At 57.8% G+C, this 18022-nt stretch carries 22 protein-coding genes and 1 pseudogene; 15 read left to right on the top strand and 8 right to left on the bottom strand.

Annotation, left to right across the window (positions count from 1 at the left end):
* Window positions 1-337 precede the first annotated feature (337 nt).
* Both ACW4TB_RS05690 and ACW4TB_RS05685 read left to right on the top strand, forming a co-directional pair.
* Window positions 338-826, top strand: coding sequence for a hypothetical protein (locus ACW4TB_RS05690; RefSeq protein ID WP_012314947.1), 489 nt, complete (start codon window positions 338-340; stop codon window positions 824-826).
* Window positions 827-893: 67 nt separating this feature from the next.
* Window positions 894-1226: pseudogene (locus tag ACW4TB_RS05685) on the top strand (transposase); the annotation flags it as partial.
* Window positions 1227-1353: 127 nt separating this feature from the next.
* On the opposite strand, the gene ACW4TB_RS05680 reads toward ACW4TB_RS05685, so the two are convergent.
* A complete protein-coding gene (locus ACW4TB_RS05680; RefSeq protein ID WP_012314945.1) occupies window positions 1354-2370 on the bottom strand; it encodes an alpha/beta hydrolase in 1017 nt (338 codons plus the stop codon).
* Between the two features lie 685 nt (window positions 2371-3055).
* Between ACW4TB_RS05680 and ACW4TB_RS05675 the strand changes: the two genes are divergently transcribed.
* From ACW4TB_RS05675 to ACW4TB_RS05665, 3 genes are all read left to right on the top strand, one after another.
* Window positions 3056-3625 (top strand): TetR/AcrR family transcriptional regulator, encoded by a 570-nt coding sequence (locus ACW4TB_RS05675; protein ID WP_012314944.1) that lies wholly within the window; start codon window positions 3056-3058, stop codon window positions 3623-3625.
* A gap of 60 nt (window positions 3626-3685) precedes the next feature.
* Window positions 3686-4162, top strand: coding sequence for a nuclear transport factor 2 family protein (locus ACW4TB_RS05670; protein WP_012314943.1), 477 nt, complete (start codon window positions 3686-3688; stop codon window positions 4160-4162).
* Window positions 4163-4510: 348 nt separating this feature from the next.
* Window positions 4511-4987 carry a nuclear transport factor 2 family protein gene (locus tag ACW4TB_RS05665; protein ID WP_012314942.1) on the top strand — a complete coding sequence of 159 codons (477 nt, stop codon included), beginning with the start codon at window positions 4511-4513 and terminating at the stop codon, window positions 4985-4987.
* A gap of 170 nt (window positions 4988-5157) precedes the next feature.
* Here ACW4TB_RS05665 and cynR read toward each other — a convergent pair whose 3' ends face one another.
* Window positions 5158-6045 carry a transcriptional regulator CynR gene (gene cynR / locus ACW4TB_RS05660; RefSeq protein WP_039604626.1) on the bottom strand — a complete coding sequence of 296 codons (888 nt, stop codon included), beginning with the start codon at window positions 6043-6045 and terminating at the stop codon, window positions 5158-5160.
* A gap of 110 nt (window positions 6046-6155) precedes the next feature.
* Here cynR and ACW4TB_RS05655 point away from each other — a divergent pair, with 110 nt between their 5' ends.
* From ACW4TB_RS05655 to ACW4TB_RS05640, 4 genes are all read left to right on the top strand, one after another.
* Window positions 6156-6815, top strand: coding sequence for a carbonic anhydrase (locus tag ACW4TB_RS05655; RefSeq protein ID WP_012314940.1), 660 nt, complete (start codon window positions 6156-6158; stop codon window positions 6813-6815).
* A gap of 39 nt (window positions 6816-6854) precedes the next feature.
* The gene (gene cynS, locus ACW4TB_RS05650) at window positions 6855-7325 is read left to right on the top strand and encodes a cyanase (RefSeq protein WP_012314939.1); all 471 of its coding nucleotides are present in this window, start codon (window positions 6855-6857) and stop codon (window positions 7323-7325) included.
* Window positions 7326-7434: 109 nt separating this feature from the next.
* Complete coding sequence (locus ACW4TB_RS05645) at window positions 7435-7692, top strand: DUF2790 domain-containing protein (protein ID WP_012314938.1); 258 nt, start codon at window positions 7435-7437, stop codon at window positions 7690-7692.
* Window positions 7693-8290: 598 nt separating this feature from the next.
* Complete coding sequence (locus tag ACW4TB_RS05640) at window positions 8291-9208, top strand: LysR family transcriptional regulator (RefSeq protein WP_254466005.1); 918 nt, start codon at window positions 8291-8293, stop codon at window positions 9206-9208.
* 144 nt (window positions 9209-9352) lie between these two features.
* Here the strand turns inward: ACW4TB_RS05640 and ACW4TB_RS05635 are convergent, their stop codons facing one another.
* Complete coding sequence (locus ACW4TB_RS05635) at window positions 9353-10150, bottom strand: carboxymuconolactone decarboxylase family protein (protein ID WP_254466004.1); 798 nt, start codon at window positions 10148-10150, stop codon at window positions 9353-9355.
* Window positions 10147-10635 carry a (R)-mandelonitrile lyase gene (locus tag ACW4TB_RS05630; protein WP_012314935.1) on the bottom strand — a complete coding sequence of 163 codons (489 nt, stop codon included), beginning with the start codon at window positions 10633-10635 and terminating at the stop codon, window positions 10147-10149. Before ACW4TB_RS05630 ends, ACW4TB_RS05635 begins: the two co-directional genes overlap by 4 nt.
* Before the next feature lie 352 nt (window positions 10636-10987).
* On the opposite strand from ACW4TB_RS05630, the gene ACW4TB_RS05625 reads away from it, so the two are divergent.
* On the top strand, window positions 10988-11374 hold the full coding sequence (locus ACW4TB_RS05625) for a putative quinol monooxygenase (RefSeq protein ID WP_279932159.1): 387 nt from the start codon (window positions 10988-10990) through the stop codon (window positions 11372-11374).
* Window positions 11375-11550: 176 nt separating this feature from the next.
* The gene (locus ACW4TB_RS05620; RefSeq protein ID WP_279932161.1) at window positions 11551-12006 is read left to right on the top strand and encodes a hypothetical protein; all 456 of its coding nucleotides are present in this window, start codon (window positions 11551-11553) and stop codon (window positions 12004-12006) included.
* Window positions 12007-12027: 21 nt separating this feature from the next.
* Here the strand turns inward: ACW4TB_RS05620 and ACW4TB_RS05615 are convergent, their stop codons facing one another.
* Window positions 12028-12897 (bottom strand): DMT family transporter, encoded by an 870-nt coding sequence (locus ACW4TB_RS05615; protein WP_012314932.1) that lies wholly within the window; start codon window positions 12895-12897, stop codon window positions 12028-12030.
* A 121-nt stretch (window positions 12898-13018) separates the two neighbouring features.
* Between ACW4TB_RS05615 and ACW4TB_RS05610 the strand changes: the two genes are divergently transcribed.
* From ACW4TB_RS05610 to ACW4TB_RS05600, 3 genes are all read left to right on the top strand, one after another.
* Window positions 13019-14146, top strand: coding sequence for an aminotransferase-like domain-containing protein (locus ACW4TB_RS05610; RefSeq protein WP_455842906.1), 1128 nt, complete (start codon window positions 13019-13021; stop codon window positions 14144-14146).
* 38 nt (window positions 14147-14184) lie between these two features.
* On the top strand, window positions 14185-14400 hold the full coding sequence (locus ACW4TB_RS05605; RefSeq protein WP_455842905.1) for an aminotransferase class I/II-fold pyridoxal phosphate-dependent enzyme: 216 nt from the start codon (window positions 14185-14187) through the stop codon (window positions 14398-14400).
* Between the two features lie 237 nt (window positions 14401-14637).
* Window positions 14638-15072 carry a ProQ/FinO family protein gene (locus tag ACW4TB_RS05600; protein WP_455842904.1) on the top strand — a complete coding sequence of 145 codons (435 nt, stop codon included), beginning with the start codon at window positions 14638-14640 and terminating at the stop codon, window positions 15070-15072.
* A 105-nt stretch (window positions 15073-15177) separates the two neighbouring features.
* Here ACW4TB_RS05600 and ACW4TB_RS05595 read toward each other — a convergent pair whose 3' ends face one another.
* Both ACW4TB_RS05595 and ACW4TB_RS05590 read right to left on the bottom strand, forming a co-directional pair.
* A complete protein-coding gene (locus ACW4TB_RS05595; RefSeq protein WP_279932164.1) occupies window positions 15178-15618 on the bottom strand; it encodes a LysR substrate-binding domain-containing protein in 441 nt (146 codons plus the stop codon).
* The gene (locus ACW4TB_RS05590; RefSeq protein WP_012314928.1) at window positions 15602-15892 is read right to left on the bottom strand and encodes a pyrroline-5-carboxylate reductase dimerization domain-containing protein; all 291 of its coding nucleotides are present in this window, start codon (window positions 15890-15892) and stop codon (window positions 15602-15604) included. Before ACW4TB_RS05590 ends, ACW4TB_RS05595 begins: the two co-directional genes overlap by 17 nt.
* Before the next feature lie 20 nt (window positions 15893-15912).
* Between ACW4TB_RS05590 and ACW4TB_RS05585 the strand changes: the two genes are divergently transcribed.
* Window positions 15913-16110 carry a methyl-accepting chemotaxis domain-containing protein gene (locus ACW4TB_RS05585; protein WP_012314927.1) on the top strand — a complete coding sequence of 66 codons (198 nt, stop codon included), beginning with the start codon at window positions 15913-15915 and terminating at the stop codon, window positions 16108-16110.
* 119 nt (window positions 16111-16229) lie between these two features.
* On the opposite strand, the gene ACW4TB_RS05580 is transcribed toward ACW4TB_RS05585, so the two are convergent.
* Window positions 16230-17933, bottom strand: a complete 1704-nt coding sequence (locus ACW4TB_RS05580; RefSeq protein ID WP_012314926.1) for an amidase — start codon at window positions 17931-17933, stop codon at window positions 16230-16232.
* Window positions 17934-18022 lie beyond the last annotated feature (89 nt).

Below are 18022 nucleotides of genomic sequence, written 5' to 3'. Positions count from 1 at the left end.
TACAAGGAAGAGGGAAAATCTGATTTCTTGATGTTTCCAGCGCTCAAGATGCGGGGGTATTGCTCGGTCTATGTCAACCAGTCTCGTGATGAATCGATGTTACTGACTTCCCTAGGCGAATTTTTCACTGCCACGAACAACACGACTTGCGCCCCAACCCTGCCGATGGCGGGGTAGAGGCCGGCCAAATGCGGTAATCACGGCCCTTCTTCATCTCATCACCTGTTGAAGTGTCAGGGTCAACCTTGACTTAAATCAGTTTGCGCCGTTAACCGAGGCCTATGCTTGACTAATCGCGATTCATTTCCTGCCCACCATCCCTGCAAGGATCTGACCAATGAAAGCATCCAAACTTGTCGCCCTCGCTTTGACGGTTATGCTTTTCCCCGGTCTAACCTTTGCCCAGCAGGGTTCTACCACCGTCAATCCGACTCAGCAGCCAATGAGCGTTGAGCAATTTGATCAGGAAATGGCAAAGGCCCAAGAAAACCTGAAAAAAATGCAGGAACAAATGAGCCTGATCCAGAAAACCACTGATCCAGCGCAGCGCCAGAAACTAATGCAAGATCACCAAGTCATGATGCAGCAAGGAATGCACATGATGAATGGAATGTTGGGGTGCTGCGGCGGCGGCATGATGGGCGGTCACATGATGGGGAACGGCCACAAGATGGGCTGGGGACAGATGGGTAGCCATTACTCCCAGATGACACCTGAGCGGATGAAGCAGCACCAATACATGATGGACAGATACATGGGGATGCAGCAAATGATGATGGATCAGATGATGCAGCATCAACAGAACATGGGCACACCGCCTCGCTAAGGAAATCCTGAAAAAGGCTTCCGGATTTGGCAAAGTCCCCGGACACCAATCACCGAGCTTTTCGATGATGAAGCAAATGACCTTAGGCGACGCCGAGTACGCCGGTAAGCGCAAGCCTGCGCCAGACACTGGTGTCGACGATGACTCGGGGCTGGTGCACAGCGTGGTGGTCACTGCGGCCAATGTCGCGGACCTGACTTAAGTCGACAAACTGCTACACCGTGCTGAGAACGTGGTCTGCGCTGATGCGGGCCATACCGGTGTCAAAAAGCGAGTTATACCAAAGTGCGCTTCCGAGGCTTGGCGAAGAACACTGCAGATGGTGAAACTGTTCGCCCTGTCGAACCTGTGGATGGCGCGACGACATTTGCTCTCCAGCGCAGGAGAGGTGCGCCCTTAATGAGACAAATGGCTGCATTTTTTAAGCGGACGCGATCGTCCTTATCGCCAAGACTCCCATCCGCCAGAAGGCTCTTATCCGAGCAGGACCAGGGCGACAACGTTCGCCCCGGTTCTTATTGCCGCTGTTACTGGAGGTGTTGCTTGATCGCCTGTGCAGCCTGGTCCATCGCACTTCGCGTGCCAGGGACTTCGCCGAGGACATTTAGTAGGCCGAAGTCGTGAATCATCCCGTTGTAGCGCACGGCGGTTACCGGAACACCGGCGGCATTCAACTTGCGAGCATAGGCTTCACCTTCATCACGCAGCACGTCCATTTCAGCAGTTTGTACCAGTGCCGGCGGTAAACCTTTCAGCTGATCCAGGCTGGCACGTAGCGGCGATGCGTGAATGTCGTCGCGCTGCTTCGGATCAGTGGTGTAGCTGTCCCAGAACCACTGCATCATGTTGCGTGTCAGGAAGTGCCCTTCGGCGAATTGGTTGTAGGAACTGTTGTTGAAGTTGGCATCAGTCACGGGCCACAGCAGTGCCTGGAAGCGCAACTTCGGTGTTCCGGCTTCCTTCGCCTTGATGGCTACTACTGCAGCCATGTTACCGCCGACGCTGTTGCCAGCCACAGCCAGGCGGCTGCCGTCGACACCGATCTCCTTGCCATGCTCAGCGACCCAGCGGGTGGCAGCGTAAGCCTGGTTGATCGCTGTGGGGAACTTGGCCTCGGGCGATGGCGTGTAATCGACGTAGACCGCCGCCGCACGAGAGCCCACTACCAGGTCGTGAATCAGCCGCTCGTGGGTCGGATAATCGCCCAACACCCATCCACCACCATGGAAGAACATGAACACCGGCAGGTCACCCTTAGCGCCCTCCGGCCGCACTACCCGGATCTCCAGCGGCTGGCCATCGGCCTGGATGGTACGGCGCTCGACCTGAATACCGGACAAGTCGACCTTCACGCTTGCCTGGGCGCCGGTCAGCACTGACCGGGCGTCTTTAGGCGACATGGTCTCAAGCGGCTTGCCGCCGCCTGCAGCCAGAGCCTCAAGGAAGCCTTGGGTGGTGTGTTCCACGCCCGGGCTACCAGCGGCGAAGGCACTGTTGACAGCCAGAGCCAGGAGGCCGGCGGTGAGGGTACGGGACAGTTTCATGGTTTGAGCTCCTAGGGCGTGGGTAGGTGTGGCGAATGCTTTGGGAATGGTCATGATCGTTCTCAAGTGTCTCGTAGGTGTGAGCGATTGCTTCGTGCTTGGAATATACTTTGCGCGATAATATTTTGCGCACAAAATATATTTCCGCTATGGTCGCGATTAAGTCGGTGCATCAGTCTCGGATGACCGCCGGCCCCGCCAGCCATTGATAGGCGCCGTGCTTTGTCCTTGGCAGCGCCATCAGAGGGCTCTCGCCGTCCGCCTAGTCACGCTCGCACCCCGACGAGGCCGTCGAATGTGCACCTGAGCCGTACCAAAGGCTCTCCTCACCACCTGACGTCATCAGCCGTTGGCTGGGATGGGGTCCATTTCAGGAAGTTAAACGATGAGGCCGCCCAGGAATTCATTCCAAGTACCGCCACCTCTACTTTCGCCAACCAGGCCATTACTAGAAATCCATGCATGAGAATCCATTTTATTGCCCACGAATCGTTTGAGGCACCCGGAGCCTATGAGGACTGGGTCAGGACCCTTGGGTACGAGGCCAGCTTGGAGCCGCCCGATCCATCTGAACGCGGTCGTGGCTGATTGCCCGAAGCTGTCTATCACTGGGGCGCGCTCCTTTAATCGAAGAAATCACCTTATGGTGCTTGACCGGAGAGAACGATCGTTCTACATTGAATCCATGAGCAGACCAACGATAGATCACAGAGCCCAGATCCTGGCCACCGCCGAGAAACTCATCTACGAAAATGGGATTCATGCCACGGGCATGGACCTACTGGTGAAGACCTCTGGCGTGTCAAGGAAGGGTATCTACAACCACTTCGCTACCAAAGATGATGTCGCAGCTGCGGCCTTGAGCGCCCGTGACGTACGCTGGATGCAATGGTTCAGGACTGAATGCGACAAAGCCGCTACGCCGTACGATCGCATACTGAGCATGTTTACTGTTTTGAAGGGCTGGTTCGAGACCGATGGTTTCCGCGGCTGTGCGTTCATTAACACGGCAGGCGAGGTAGGGGATCCCGATGACCCCATCCGCCAGATCGCAAAGCTGCACAAGCAAAAGCTCTTAGACTATACGTTTGAGCTGACTGAACAATTGAACACCGATCAACCGTTGGACTTAGCCAGGCAGTTATTTATTTTGATGGAAGGCGCAATCACCACGGCTCGGGTTATGGGTGATTATCACGCTGCGGATAATGCAAAGGAAGTTGCGCAGATGTTGCTGAAAGAGCTCGCGCCCTAAAGCTTGAGCTTCAGAGACACCACTCACACTTATCTATCCAACTAGACTGGAGTCACTACCATGTCCAATGCCCAAACTCGCCCGCCACTTCCTCCTTTCACTCGCGAAACAGCGATTGAAAAAGTTCGCCTGGCTGAAGATGGTTGGAACAGCCGCGACGCGGAAAAAGTCTCGCTCGCCTACACGCTGGATACCAGATGGCGTAACCGCGCTGAGTTTGCTACCAACCGTGAAGAGGCCAAAGATTTCCTCACCCGCAAGTGGAAAAAAGAACTGGATTATCGCCTGATCAAAGAGCTCTGGGCTTTTACCGACAACCGCATCGCCGTCCGTTACGCGTACGAGTGGCATGATGATTCCGGTAACTGGTTCCGCTCCTACGGCAACGAGAACTGGGAGTTTGAAGCTGATGGCCTGATGCACCGTCGCTTCGCCTGCGTAAACGACATGCCTATCAAGGAAAGCGAGCGCAAGTTCCACTGGCCGCTGGGCCGCCGTCCAGATGATCATCCGGGGCTGACTGAGTTGGGGCTGTAACTCCGGCACCGCTATAGATTCTTTCAAGCTCAGGATGCTTGGCTAGGCAGAATGTAATTTAAATTCGATTGCTGCCACTGCAGGTAAAGTACGAACGCCTTCTTGCATAAGCACGACGCTACTGAATGTTTTTCCACGGAAACCAAATTCCGAGGATGCGCACGCCTACATCAATAGCATCTCTATTAATGGCGACCGCTTTCGTCAAGGCGCCGGCAATAGATGTTAATGCTGTCGTTAGTAATGCAGTTCAACTTTCACAGTTGATGGTTTGACGGGCCTTTCTTCAGGCCTGCGATGTACTGGCACTGGCTTACTCAATTATCCAATTAATCTGGAGGCACCACCATGTCCAATACCCAAGCTCGCCCGCCACTTCCTCCTTTTACTCGCGAAACAGCGATTGAAAAAGTTCGCCTGGCTGAAGATGGTTGGAACAGCCGCGACGCGGAAAAAGTCTCGCTCGCCTACACGCTGGATACCAAATGGCGTAACCGCGCTGAGTTTGCTACCAACCGTGAAGAGGCCAAAGATTTCCTCACCCGCAAGTGGAAAAAAGAACTGGATTATCGCCTGATCAAAGAGCTCTGGGCTTTTACCGACAACCGCATCGCCGTCCGTTACGCGTACGAGTGGCATGATGATTCCGGTAACTGGTTCCGCTCCTACGGCAACGAGAACTGGGAGTTTGAAGCTGATGGCCTGATGCACCGTCGCTTCGCCTGCGTAAACGACATGCCTATCAAAGAAAGCGAGCGTAAGTTCCACTGGCCGCTGGGCCGCCGTCCGGATGACCACCCAGGCCTGTCCGAGCTAGGCCTGTAAGTCATCGTTAACCTGATCCTTTTGACTTAAAGGGTCAGGTTTCTTCGCTCAGACGCCATGCGTCATCCCTATTGTGATTTGTGCTACACATCAGCGCGCCGTCGGCGCCTAGAAAGCCAATAGGGGGCTTTCCTCTCCTTCCAAACTCCGCTTCGTCGGTCGCGCAAAGCTCACTGATCAAGATCGCTGGATACTTCTTTAGCCAGCTCGATGAAGATTCGCACCGCCGCGCTCAGAAAAGCGTCTTTGCGCCGCATTAGAACAGCCCGTCGCTGCAAGCGCTCCGGCTCCAGCGTGATGGCCACCAAGTCGTCATGGGCCAACGCAATTCTGGCAGGCAATAAGGTCGAGAGATTCGTTCGTCGAACGATCTCGATCACTGCGCCTAGGGCATTGGCCTCCATCTGAACCTTGGGGCGAATCTCATATTTGCGGCAGTAGCGGTCGATCTGCTCACGAGTGGCGAACTCTGTGCTGAGCAAGACCAAAGACTCAGCACTCAGGCCGTGCGAGGTAATGGAGCGTTCCTCGGCAAGGCGGTGTCTGCGGCTCATAACCAAAGCGAGCGTTTCGTTCAGCAAGGGGATGGCTTCGATGTCCGGTGCATGTATTTCATCGAATGCGATCCCTACGTCCAACTCTCCCGCCAACAGCAGCTCCTCGATACGCTCCTGGGAGATCTCTTTCAGATTAACGATGATGTTGGGGTACCTGAAGTGAAATGCCTCGATCAGCGGCCCCACCAGATAGGTTGTGAACGTCGGCGTTACGGCAACACGCAATGAGCCACGGCTGAGGTCGCTGACATCATGTATAGCTCTTTTGGCTTCCTGCAATTCCTGATACGCACGGCGCGCGTAGAGAAGATAGACATCGCCCGCGTCAGTCAAACGCGTCGTGCGGCCTGATCGGTCAAACAACTGGGCTCCAAGGCTTTCTTCCAACTGCCTTACTTGCTGAGAAAGGGCCGGCTGAGAGACATGCAGCGCCGCCGCAGCCTTCGTGAAACTGAGATGTTCCGCAACGGCCAGAAAGTACTGGATGTGTCGAGCGAGCATGTCGAAACCCATAAGATAATCTGATCCAACTCATAATAAATGAGACTTTTACCTTATGTCATGCACTGCTTAATCTTTGTCTCACACCCAGCGACATTGAGACAGTAGCCATGAAAGCGATCATCGACGGATTTCTGAAGTTTCAAAAAAACGCTTTCCCTGAGCGGGTCAAACTGTTCAAGGACCTTGCCAATCAGCAGGCGCCAAAGGCTCTCTTCATCTCCTGCTCTGATAGCCGACTGGTGCCTGAGCTGGTCACCCAACGCGAGCCAGGCGATCTGTTTGTAATCCGCAACGCCGGCAATATCGTGCCGTCGTATGGGCCAGAGCCGGGTGGCGTTTCGGCTTCGGTCGAATACGCGGTCGCCGGACTTAACGTTGCAGACATCGTGATCTGCGGCCACTCCGACTGCGGTGCGATGACCGCCATCGCCACCTGCAAATGCCTGGATCACATGCCCGCTGTGGCCGGCTGGTTGCGCTACGCCGACTCGGCCAAGGTAGTTAATGAGGCCCGTCATCACGTGGATAAGCCCAGCAAAGTCGCCTCCATGGTGCGCGAGAACGTGATCGCGCAACTGGCCAACATCCAGACCCACCCATCCGTTCGCCTGGCTCTCGAAGAAGGCCGCGTGACCCTGCATGGCTGGATCTATGACATCGAGACCGGAGGTATCGACGCCTTTGATGGCAGTACCGGCACCTTCGTGTCTCTCGCGGAAAACCCAGAGGTCCACGCCGTTTCCCAGCAAGCCAGGCACGTCGCCTGAAACCTGTACCTGCACCTTTACTTACCCAGGAGATTCACCATGATCCAGACTCAAGCCACCCGCACCGCTCGCCAAGAGCTGACTGAAGTGATCATTCTGGCCAAGGCTCGCAAGGACCTGTCCTTTGCGCAAATCGTTGACGGTACCGGCCTGTCCGAGGCCTTTGTTACCGCTGCCTTGCTTGGCCAACATCCTCTGCCTGAAAGCGCCGCGAAGGTCGTAGGCGATAAGCTCGACCTCGATGCTGATCAAGTCGCACTGCTGCAATCGATGCCGGTCCGCGGCAGCTTCTTCGACGGCGTGCCGAGCGACCCAACCATCTACCGCTTCTACGAAATGATGTCGGTGTATGGAACCACCCTCAAAGCTCTGGTCCACGAGAAGTTCGGCGACGGCATCATCAGTGCCATCAACTTCAAGCTGGACATCAAGAAGGTCGAAGACCCGGACGGTGGCCACCGTGCTGTGATCACCCTGGACGGCAAGTACCTGCCTACCAAGCCCTTCTGATGTAGTTCAGCCCGGCGCCTGACTGCGCCGGGCCACCCCCAGCATTTATGAGGACCGAGCGCCGATTGGATGCTCAGGCCTTCTTACGCCCTCAGTACAGGTGATTACCATGAAACTGTTACTCGTTTTGTTCCTAGGCTGTCTTGGTTCTGTTGCTATGGCCGATGACCAAGGTGCTCAAACTGCACAAACTACCGTCGAACCCTATCGCTACTCTCAGAATCTAGATATCGCGCACGTTGTGGCTGTTACGCCGGTGCCCAATGTCTGCGATGTTGTGCCGATGCAGCTGACTTACGACGACTCCAAAGGCGAGCGGCATATCATGGAGTACCGCATTGTGGGGAATGGTTGTTCAAATAACTGATGCACCGTCCATACCTCTGCTCCGGGACATTAGGGGCACTGCGATCGAAGCTTAATATTCTGCATGGAAGGGGGCCCACTCCGAAGATCGCTGTGGGCTCTCTGGCTTCCGACAGATGGAGATCCGCCCAAGCAAGACCAATCGGTTGCCGACTCGGAGCCCAATTGGATTTGCCTCGGCTGCTTCATCCAAGGTCGCAAATAGTCGAAAGCAATCGGGCATGGATGTGGGGTTAAACTCGAACCATGCGGCGCTACGATTGGAGAGTGTTTTTACACACACTGGGCCCGAAGCTGCCCGTCACGAAGGCTAAGACTCGGCCAAAAGCAAACACTCAAGGTTATTTGCCGCATAGGGAGAGTTTTTCTGGGCCTCGCTCGACAATCTTCCCTAGGCCGACTGTCATCCGGTCTTCCAGCGGGCACTGGAGTTTTTATGCGAAACACTGAAAACGTCCGGTCATTGGGGGGGAGGGGCCAATGGAAGGTAATCGATCCCACGATTCAATTGTTCTCGCTCAATCTGCTTCCAATTAACGAATGCCGCTAATGCTGGTATAGAGACTGCTGCACACGTATTTGCCAGCAGGAGAGGTCCCATGCAACTCAGCCGTGCCAATCTGGCCGACTTCGTCTACTTCCTGGCCATCGTCCGCCACCAGAGCTTCAACCGGGCCGGGCTTGAGGTGGGCATCAGCGCATCGGCGCTTAGTCATGCGATCAAGGGGCTGGAGACTCGCCTTGGTGTTCGCCTGCTAAACAGAACCACCCGCAGCGTAACCTTGACCGCCGCCGGCGAAGAGTTGCATACGCTGATCAGTGGGCCTATCGATGAAATCGGCCAGGCGATGGAGGTGCTCAATCGCTACCGCGATGAGCCTACCGGGCGTATTCGTTTGAATACCTTGAGCGATGGCGCGGACTTGCTGCTCGGCCCCGTATTACCCCTTTTCAATGACCGCTACCCCGACATCGAAATCGACCTGACGGTAACCAACCGTTTGGTAGATGTGATTGGTGGTGGGCATGACGCGGGCATTCGTTACGGTGGAACGGTGCCTGAAGACATGATTGCCCAGCGCCTGTCGCCGGACATCCGCTGGGTGGTGGCGGGCACTGCCAACTACCTTCAGCGCTTTGGCGAGCCGAAACATCCGCAGGACTTGCTTAAGCACCGTTGCTTACGCATTCGCCTGGGCAATGACCGTATGTACGACTGGGAATTCGAGAAAAATGGTGAGCAGTTGGCCATCGCTGTTCCGGGTGCGATTACCATTGATGAGACGCGCATTGGCGTGTCACTGATTCGTCATGGCGCGGGGTTGATGTACGCACCGGAGCCAGTGATTGCGCCGCTGGTGGCCAGCGGCGATTTAGTGAGGGTGCTGGATGACTGGTCCAGCGTCGCGCCGGGTTTTCACATGTATTACTCGAGCCACCGGCAATTGCCGGTGGGCTTGCGGCTGTTGATTGACCAGATTCGCGAGGTTCAGCCGTTGGGGCCGATCAGCCCCTGATCAGGCCGGTTTGGTTTTTCTGAAACACCGCAAGCAGGCCAAGCGCGCCTGTCATCAATGAAAAGAGTCATTTGCCCGGCTTAGTCCCGGCACCACGAGGCCCTGCCAAGCGCGCTCGGCGAGTAAGCGGTAGCGTTTTTGAGGTCAGCTTTCGTGGCGGTTGGCGAACACATCTTTGACGACTGGCACGGCAGAAAACACGTTTGGCCAGCCTGCATAGAACGCCAGCTGCGTAAGCATTTCAGCGGTCTCTGGCTGGGTCAGGCCGTTGTCCATTGCGCGATTGAGATGGTAGGTCACCTGGGCCACCTGGCCGTTCGCAATCAGGGCGCTGACGGTGATCAGGCTGCGGTCGCGGGGCGCCAGATCGGGCCGCAGCCACAGGTCATGGAACAGCGCGTCGCCGGTGTAGTGCACCAGCCCAGGTGAGACGGGGCCGACATTGTTGGCAACCGCTTGCGCCCGCACGTTCTCGGCGGCTTCGTTGATGGGCAGCCGCGTAGGTGCAACCGGCGGTAACTGATCAGCCCCGATCCCTCGGCTGGCAAATACCGCTTTGGCAACTGCCACGCTGGCAGTGGCATTGGCCCAGCCGGAATAGAAGGCCAGATGGTTGATCAGTTCGGATAGCTCAGCCGGTTTCACGCCGTTATCCAGGGCTAGATTCAAGTGATACGCCAACTCTACGGTCTGGTTACGGCTGATCAACACCGCGAGTGTGATCAGGCTGCGGTCGCGGGGTGAAAGGCCTGGTCGCTTCCACACTTCGTCCAGCAGCAGCATCTCGGTGTTGTGCGCCAAGGCGGGCGAGACTGCGCGAACGTCGTCCAGGCTCGGTGCGACGGGGCTTTGCGCAATGCCGGTGGGTGTAGTTTTGTCGGCGGTGGAGCAGGCGGCCAACAACAGGGAAAACGAGGCGAGGGCGGTCTTTAGCAGTTTCATTCGGCGGCCTCGTATTGCGCCTCGCTGACGGGTTCCAGCCATTCGACGTTCTTGCCGTCGAGGGACTCTTGAATGGCCATATGAGTCATGCCGGTGGTGGCCGTTGCGCCGTGCCAGTGTTTGACGCCTGGGGGCGTCCAGATCACATCCCCCGGTTTGATCAGCTGTTTTTTACCGCCCGCTTGCTGCACCCAGCCGGTACCGGCGGTAACCACCAGGGTTTGCCCCAGCGGGTGGGTGTGCCACATCGAGCGTGCGCCCGGTTGGAAATTGACGTAACCAGCGGAAACCCTGGACGGCGCACGGGCTGGGAAAAGCGGGTCTATGCGTGCGCTGCCGACAAAGCTGGTGGCCGGCCCGTTGATGGAAGGCTGCTCACCGTTCCTTACAACCAGCATCGTTTGATCGGGTGCAGGGCCGGAGGCGATGGCTGCCGCCGGGATCAGAACAGTAGCCAGGGCAAACCCAGCAACGATTTTTGGCATCAGTAGGCTCCTGAGGTAACGGCCGATTCAGTGGCCAAGTTAGTGCAGCGCAAACGCGGTGACTACCGGCCTCAGGTCGCATGAAGTTGTGAGTGGGGCTCATCAATTGCTGAAACGGTCTGATTATAAGCCCACTCATTCATGAGCTTGGCTCATCGGAACATCCTGTTTTCTCCGGCTAGTCCGCACGCCCTTGGCTGAATACGCTGCTAACCATCTGGTTCAATCTTTGTAACGGAGATCATCCATGAGCTTTGAATTTCGCAACCAAGTCGCACTGGTCACCGGCGCGGCGTCCGGCATTGGCTTGGCCACCGCCAAGATCGCTGCCCACAGCCACTGAGGAAACAGGATGAAAATTCCGACTTTGATAGGGGCTTGCGCGGTGGCTTGCTTAACCGCCGCTCAAGCGCTTGGAGAAGACATGCAGACGGTAGTGCGCATTGCCCAGCTTGAAATAGACCCAGCCAAACTGCAGGCATACGAGGCGGCGGTTAAAGAGGAAATGGCCGAGTCGATCCGCCTTGAGCCTGGCGTGCTGGCCATCTATTCGGTGGCGGAGAAAGACCAGCCGAACCGGCTGCACTTCTTCGAGATATACGCGAGCGATGAAGCCTATCGGAGCCATATTGCCTCAGCGCATTTTCAGAAGTACGCGGCGGTGACCCAGTCGATGATTCTTTCAAAGCGATTGATCGAAACCACGCCCGTTCAACTGAGCGGCCAAGCTGGAAAGTGAGGGTTGGTTTGGAGAAGTGAAAGCGGCCAGATTCCACAGTCACCCAACGCAGCGCGGTGATACCGCTCCTACAAAAGCGCGTGCGACTAGCGCTCTAGCAGAGCAGCTGTCTTGCGACTAGCTTTACCTCCAGCACTAAGGCCTCCGTCCACAACTCAACCAGCTAGAGGTTCGTCATGACTAAAAACATCGATCTGACGATCACGCCCGATTACCTCAATCCGTTTGCTTCGCCGGACAATCCCAAACTAAGCCCCGAGCTGGTGGAATACCTGTCTGATAGTGCCTGGTTTCACCCAGAGCTGAGCCTGCAGATCCGCTGCCCGGAAGAGGAGAGAGAACGCCTGCAGCAAGCCATCAGAAATACCTTTGCGCAAAAGAGCGAACAGCTCAGAGGGGATATTCGCACGCAGCGGCTGGTAGCACTGACACTCTTGGGCTTGGCGCTAGCCTTGGTGCTGGCAGGCACGGCGCTGGGCATTGAAGGCACCATCCCCGTGGGAGTCGTTACCGTCACCGCTTGGATGCTGCTCTGGCGCAGCGCAGAGATATTCTTTCTGGATATCCGCAGCGTCAACCGGCAGCTGCGTAAGTACCAGCGTATCGCCAACGCTTCACAGCAGTTTCGATAGAGGTTGATCGCTCCCACACTACTACTGGGCGTATCTCTTTGCCCCGGCAACACAGATGACAGCACCCAGCGTTACGACGAGCATCACCCAGCTGACTTGCTCGTGCAGAAGCAACGCTGCCAGTCCAAGCCCCATGAACGGCTGAAAGAGTTGCAGTTGGCCCACTGCCGCAATACCGCCCTGGACGAGCCCTTTGTACCAGAACACAAACCCGATCAGCATGCTGAACAGTGAAACGTAGGCGAAGCTGAACCACGCAGGGGCGCTAACCCGGGCGAAGGCATCGGGCGCTGGGAGATTGACGATAGTCAGCAGCAGCATGAACGGCAACGCTACCAGCAATGCCCAACTGATCACCTGCCAGCCCCCGAGAGTCCGTGACAGACGCGCCCCTTCCGCATAGCCCAACCCACAAACAACTACCGCAGCCATCATCAGCAGGTCTCCTATCGCCGACGCATCTCCGCCATTCATCAACGCATAACCAGCGACCAGCCCAGCACCGATCAACGAGAACAACCAGAACAGTGGCCCAGGTCGCTCGCCGCCGCGCAGAACGGCGAACCCTGCGGTACACAGTGGCAGCAGCCCGACAAAAACGATGGAATGAGCAGAAGTGACGTGCTGGAGCGCCAGTGCCGTCAGCAGCGGAAAACCGATAACGACGCCAAGCGCTGTTACAGCCAATGACGACAGGTCACCGCGCTTGGGTCGCGGCTGGCGTAGCACGATCAAGAACAGCGCACCCAACAGGGCGGCAATGGTTGCCCTGGCACATGTCAGAAACGTAGGCTCGAAGGCCGTCACTGCCACGCGGGTTGCCGGCAACGAGCCGGCAAAGATGGCGACGCCTATGAAGCCGTTTATCCATCCGCTTGTTGTTTTTTCCATCGGTGCGTCCTCGACAAGTCAGGGCTCAGTACATCACTGACGGGCTCACCAAGGCCATGTACACTCCACTACAATTCAACCGAACTGTTATGCATATGAATCCAGCACAGTTGAGGGTGCGATGAAACGGGACGGAACGCGAATCCGAGCTGTGATGGGGGAGGTCCAGGCCAGGATAGCCTCTCGAAGCTACACACCAGGTGCGAGAATTCCTTCAGTTCGCGCAATGGCTCAGAGCATGCAGGTATCGGTTTCTACCGTCCTGGAGGCCTATGAACGGTTAACCGCAGAAGGTGTACTTAGTGCTCGCCCTGGCTCCGGTTTTTACGTGGCTGGCCCAGTTGCGCCATTGGCACTGACCGAGCTCGGCCCCAAACTTGATCGTGATGTCGACCCGCTGTGGATCTCGCGCCAGTCTCTGGAAACTTCCAGTGATGCGTTGAAACCAGGATGCGGGTGGCTGCCCGCATCCTGGCTGTACGAAGCAGGCTTGCGTAAAGCTCTTCGAATGGTTGCGCGTTCTGACACGTCGAAATTGACTGAGTACGCTTCGCCGCTTGGGCATCCGCCTCTCAGGCAGTTCTTGTCGCGACGACTGGCAGGCGTCGGTATCGAAGCCCCTCTGGAACAGATCATGCTCACTGAGTCCGGCACTCACGCCATCGACCTGATCTGCCGTTTTCTGCTGCAACCGGGTGACACTGTCCTGGTCGACGATCCCTGTTATTTCAATTTTCACGCATTACTCAAAGCACATAGGGTGAACATCGTCGGAGTTCCCTACACCGCAACTGGCCCAGACATCGAGGCGTTCGGCGCTGCCCTGCGCGAGCACGCGCCGCGGTTGTACATAACGAATTCCGGGATCCACAACCCGACCGGGGCCACCTTGTCACCAGTCACAGCACACAGGCTGCTAAAGCTGGCCGACACCTCCAGCCTGGTAATTGTCGAGGACGACATCTTCGGCGATTTCGAGAATACCCCCGCGCCACGACTGTCTGCCTTCGATGGCCTCGCTCGTGTGATCCAGATAGGCAGTTTTTCCAAGACTATCTCCGCTTCGATCAGATGCGGCTACATCGCTTCGCGCAGGGAGTGGATCGAGAGCCTGGTCGACCTCAAGATTGCGACCACATTCGGGGGTGGGCGCATGGCTGCGGACATCGTTCATCAAGCCATTACCGATAGCGGGTACCGAAAGCACATGGAAGGTGTCCGCTTCAGGTTAGCCGAGGAAATGGGCTAACAGTAGCGAGGCTTCAGGCGATTGGTATCAAGCCCTGGATGGTTCCCCAGGCAGGCATGTACGTATGGTGTCAACTCCCTCAGGGTAAGGATGCAGCGACGCTGGCCAGAGCTTGCTTGAAGGAAGGAGTGGTGCTCGCGCCCGGAAATGCCTTCAGCCAGTCCATGACTGCGGGAGATTTCCTGCGTTTCAACGTCGCTCAATCGGGTGACAGCAAGATCTACGAAGTGTTGAAACGGGCTTTGAATGCTTAGTCGCGGGACCGATCCAGCGGCGGCTCATCCTGTTCTAGCTGCTTTCAAGGCGTGCATGGCATATCCTTACGCCACGCAATCAACTTCGAAGCAGTGAATTGAACGATGGGTTTTGAACAACTAGCAGAGCTACGTGACCGCCTCAGGTCGGAAAAAGAGCAGGTAAAGGCTGAAGGTGGGAAACACCCCAAGCGCAAGTCTTCCCCGCAGGCGAAGCCTCGTGACCTGGATCCGGCAGTGCAAGCGATCTGGCCCTTGCAGAAGCATTTTCCATTGGCCTTCCCCGTCAATCCGGCGCCCAAGGTGCCGCTCAAGGAGGGCATTTTCAAGGATGCCGAGCAGCACCTCGAACTGCTCGGCTTGACCCGCGAACAGCTCAAGCTGGGCATTTCTACCTGGTGCAAGGGAGCTCGATACTGGGCAGCCATGGTGGAGAATGCACCGCGCCTGGACTTGAATGGGCAACCGTCTGGCATTGTGACCGCCGCTCAGGCGCTGCATGCCAAGCAACAAGCTTCGCGGCAACGCAGCCAGGGCCGACGCAAGCGTGTGAAGTCAGAAGCGAGTGCCCCGGCCTCTACCGCCGATAACACAGCGGAGCAGATTACCGACAGAGACCGGTCGGGCTCTGCCCTGTGCTTTCCCGGCAAACTACGCTGGGGGAGGATCTAGTGTCACTTCGTGGGTATGCGCTGTAGCTGTGGGAGCTGGCTTGCCGGCGATGGGCCGCAAAGCGGCCCCAATCGCTTGACTGCCCGGCATCAAGGCATACCCCCGTCAACAGTAATCATCGTTGTACTTAGGTGCCCGAGGGTTGATGAACACATACTCGAGCTCATCAGCAAGCAGCCTGGCTTCTCGCGTGAGCAGTTCCTGGTTTCGATAAACCAGTGAGATATTGAGCGCGGGCACTTGCTCCTCAAGGTTCAGTATCTCCAACCCCTCGTCGGTGCGGTTGACGTAGTCGAGCATGCGAAGCGGCCAGTAGCTGATCACATCAGTGGCGCGCGCCAGTTCGCAGAAGATGATCCCGGCGGAGCACTCAAGGATGTTTTCAGGTGGCGCAAGCCGATACTGCTCGAACATCATGCCGATCTGAGAACTTTCCAGCGGCTCCTGCAACAGCCAGCGTTGTTCGCGTAGGCTTCCTGAAAGTTGCCGCTCTCGCAGATGGTGACCAACACTTTCAGTTGATGGAGCTTCATAGGCTATGCACATCGGTTAGGTGGAGCAGCTTTGGTGTCCTGCCGGCCGCCCGCTGCCCAGGGCTTTCAGGGCTCGCGTGAGAGTGCTTGTGAACGGGAATGTGCGGCCTGGCCAGGGTCCTTGCCAGTTCCGGGCTCAGGCCCAACGCTACACCTGCGGCGGAGAGGGCTTCGCTGAACAGTTGGTAGTAGGCAGGGCCGCTGCCAGACAACGCCGTCACGGTATCCAGCAGGCCCTCGTGCTCCACCCAACTGGTGCTGCCGACGGCTTCGAACAGCCGAGTCACCCGCTCGCGCAGGTTTTGACATGAACCAGTCCGTTGCTGCCGCCACGGATCAGCAACGTGCGGTGGTCGAGTCAATCAGTCGGGAAGTGGGCGAAATCGTCACGCTCAATCAGCATGTGCAGGCGGGCCAACAGCAGACGTTGGGAGTGTGCGAAAAGCTGGATGGGCGTTCGGGGGAGCTGCGTCGATTAGTGGCGAGCTTCTGTATCGAGAAATAGTCCAGAGGCTTGTGTGGTCGTAGGCGGGCTGACCCGCGGCTTGCGGTGCTGCGCAAATCGAGCGCCGGTGCGGCGCTCGATTTCAAGGGTGCGCAAGACAACAGCCTTTCAGCCGACCATCACCCCAGCGCCGGTGTACGCGGCGGGATCATGCGGCGTGAGCCGGTCGCTTCAAAGGCTGCCGCAAAGCTCAACAGTGCATTGTCGCTGTAGGCACGCCCGGCGAACGTCAGCCCCACCGGCATGCCGATGTCAGCCATCACGCCCATTGGCACGGTGACGGTCGGTACGCCCAGGTGGCGGATGGCGAGGTTGCCGTTGGCTACCCAGATACCGTTGCTCCATGCGATGTCCGCCGAGGCCGGGTTCACGTCGGCATCGGCCGGGCCAACGTCGGCCACGGTCGGGAACAGCACCGCATCAAGGCCTTGGGCGTCCATCCAGTCTTCCAGGTCCAGCTTGCGGGTTTTTTCCAGCCCGCGCAGGCCGTCGGGCAGGGTTTCGATCTGGTCCCAGCGCTTCAGGCCGCGTTTGGCCATGTTGACGTACTCATCCATGCCGGCAGCCAGATCGTCCTCACGGTTGGGCAGGGTGCCTGGGTCGTGGGGGAAGATCTGCGGGCCGTCGACATCGGCCAGGCGGTTGAGCTTGGGGTCGTTGTTGGCGCGCAGGAAATCGTCGAAGCCCCAGCCTGACAGTTCCCACAGCTCGTCATGCAGGAACTCCTTGCTGACAATACCGCGGTTGTAAACGGTCGGTGCGCCGGGGCGATCGCCTTCGCAGTTGGAGACCAGTGGGAAGTCCACTTCAACCACTTCAGCGCCCGCTGCTTCCAAGGCCTGGCGTGCCTGTTGCCACAGGTCGATGACCGTGGCACGGGTGTTGATGCGCTGGCCGGTCGGGCCACCGATGCCAGGTTTTTCGGACGTACCGGCTTCGGGGTCGGCGTTGATGTACATGCGCGGTACGCCGAAACGCTTGCCCTTGAGCGCGCTGGCGTCAACCGCCAGGTCCAGGTAGGACGCCGGGCGTACCGAAGAGGCGGCCGGGATTGGCACCCAAGGTTGCAGGCGCCAGAGGTCGCCACGCTTGTCGGCATCGTCGGCAACTACCACATCCAGCACTTCCAGCAGGTCGGCCATGGTGCGGGCGTAGGGCACTACCACGTCCATGGTCGGTGTCAGCGGCCAGTTGCCGCGTACCGAAATGACCCCGCGCGAAGGGGTGTAGGCGCACAGGCCGTTGTTAGAGGCCGGGCCACGGCCACTGGACCAGGTTTCCTCGGCCAGGCCGAAGGCGCTGAAGCTGGCAGCGGTGGCGGTGCCGGCACCGTTGGATGAGCCGGAGGCGAACGGTGCGGTCAGGTAGTTGGCGTTGTACGGGCTTTCGGCACGGCCGTAGACGCCGCGCTGCATGCCACCGTTGGCCATGGGCGGCATGTTGGTCTTGCCCAGGCAGATGGCGCCGCCGGCGCGCAGGCGCTCGACGGTGAACGCGTCGCGCTGGGCTACCAGGTCTTTGAATGCCGGGCTGCCGGATGCCGCGGTCAGGCCCTTGACCAGGTAGCTGTCCTTGGCGGTGTAAGGGATGCCATCCAGCGGGCCGAGCAGTTCGCCACGGGCGCGGCGTGCGTCTGAGGCCTCGGCCTCCTTGAGCGCCTCTGGATTGCGCACTACCACGGCGTTCAGCGCGGTGGGGGTATCGGCTCCATCGTAGGCATCGATGCGCGCCAGGTAGGCCTTGACCAGCTCGACCGCCGTCGTGCGGCCCTTTTCGAGCGCGTCGCGCAGCTCGGCAATGGAAACCTCGGTTACCTCGATCATGCTTTCACCAAAATTTTGTGCAGGTGGGGGCTTTTGCGAGGAGTGTACAAGAAGGGCTGGGCGGAAGCAGGTTTGCGCGGGGGCAAATG

The organism is Lelliottia jeotgali (assembly GCF_977070485.1).
Note: the sequence above shows the minus strand (reverse complement) of the source record. Positions and strands in the feature narration are given on the sequence as shown.

Bases quoted from the DNA above. Each gene is read 5' to 3' on its own strand.
- ACW4TB_RS05665 (WP_012314942.1), top strand. From the start codon at position 4,511: ATGTCCAATACCCAAGCTCGCCCGCCACTTCCTCCTTTTACTCGCGAA.
- ACW4TB_RS05625 (WP_279932159.1), top strand. From the start codon at position 10,988: ATGAAAATTCCGACTTTGATAGGGGCTTGCGCGGTGGCTTGCTTAACC.
- ACW4TB_RS05675 (WP_012314944.1), top strand. From the start codon at position 3,056: ATGAGCAGACCAACGATAGATCACAGAGCCCAGATCCTGGCCACCGCC.
- ACW4TB_RS05630 (WP_012314935.1), bottom strand. From the start codon at position 10,635: ATGCCAAAAATCGTTGCTGGGTTTGCCCTGGCTACTGTTCTGATCCCG.
- ACW4TB_RS05620 (WP_279932161.1), top strand. From the start codon at position 11,551: ATGACTAAAAACATCGATCTGACGATCACGCCCGATTACCTCAATCCG.
- ACW4TB_RS05585 (WP_012314927.1), top strand. From the start codon at position 15,913: ATGAACCAGTCCGTTGCTGCCGCCACGGATCAGCAACGTGCGGTGGTC.
- ACW4TB_RS05605 (WP_455842905.1), top strand. From the start codon at position 14,185: ATGGTTCCCCAGGCAGGCATGTACGTATGGTGTCAACTCCCTCAGGGT.
- ACW4TB_RS05610 (WP_455842906.1), top strand. From the start codon at position 13,019: ATGAAACGGGACGGAACGCGAATCCGAGCTGTGATGGGGGAGGTCCAG.
- ACW4TB_RS05580 (WP_012314926.1), bottom strand. From the start codon at position 17,933: ATGATCGAGGTAACCGAGGTTTCCATTGCCGAGCTGCGCGACGCGCTC.
- ACW4TB_RS05690 (WP_012314947.1), top strand. From the start codon at position 338: ATGAAAGCATCCAAACTTGTCGCCCTCGCTTTGACGGTTATGCTTTTC.
- ACW4TB_RS05645 (WP_012314938.1), top strand. From the start codon at position 7,435: ATGAAACTGTTACTCGTTTTGTTCCTAGGCTGTCTTGGTTCTGTTGCT.
- ACW4TB_RS05655 (WP_012314940.1), top strand. From the start codon at position 6,156: ATGAAAGCGATCATCGACGGATTTCTGAAGTTTCAAAAAAACGCTTTC.
- cynS (WP_012314939.1), top strand. From the start codon at position 6,855: ATGATCCAGACTCAAGCCACCCGCACCGCTCGCCAAGAGCTGACTGAA.
- ACW4TB_RS05680 (WP_012314945.1), bottom strand. From the start codon at position 2,370: ATGAAACTGTCCCGTACCCTCACCGCCGGCCTCCTGGCTCTGGCTGTC.
- ACW4TB_RS05595 (WP_279932164.1), bottom strand. From the start codon at position 15,618: ATGTGCATAGCCTATGAAGCTCCATCAACTGAAAGTGTTGGTCACCAT.
- ACW4TB_RS05615 (WP_012314932.1), bottom strand. From the start codon at position 12,897: ATGGAAAAAACAACAAGCGGATGGATAAACGGCTTCATAGGCGTCGCC.
- ACW4TB_RS05640 (WP_254466005.1), top strand. From the start codon at position 8,291: ATGCAACTCAGCCGTGCCAATCTGGCCGACTTCGTCTACTTCCTGGCC.
- ACW4TB_RS05635 (WP_254466004.1), bottom strand. From the start codon at position 10,150: ATGAAACTGCTAAAGACCGCCCTCGCCTCGTTTTCCCTGTTGTTGGCC.
- ACW4TB_RS05670 (WP_012314943.1), top strand. From the start codon at position 3,686: ATGTCCAATGCCCAAACTCGCCCGCCACTTCCTCCTTTCACTCGCGAA.
- cynR (WP_039604626.1), bottom strand. From the start codon at position 6,045: ATGCTCGCTCGACACATCCAGTACTTTCTGGCCGTTGCGGAACATCTC.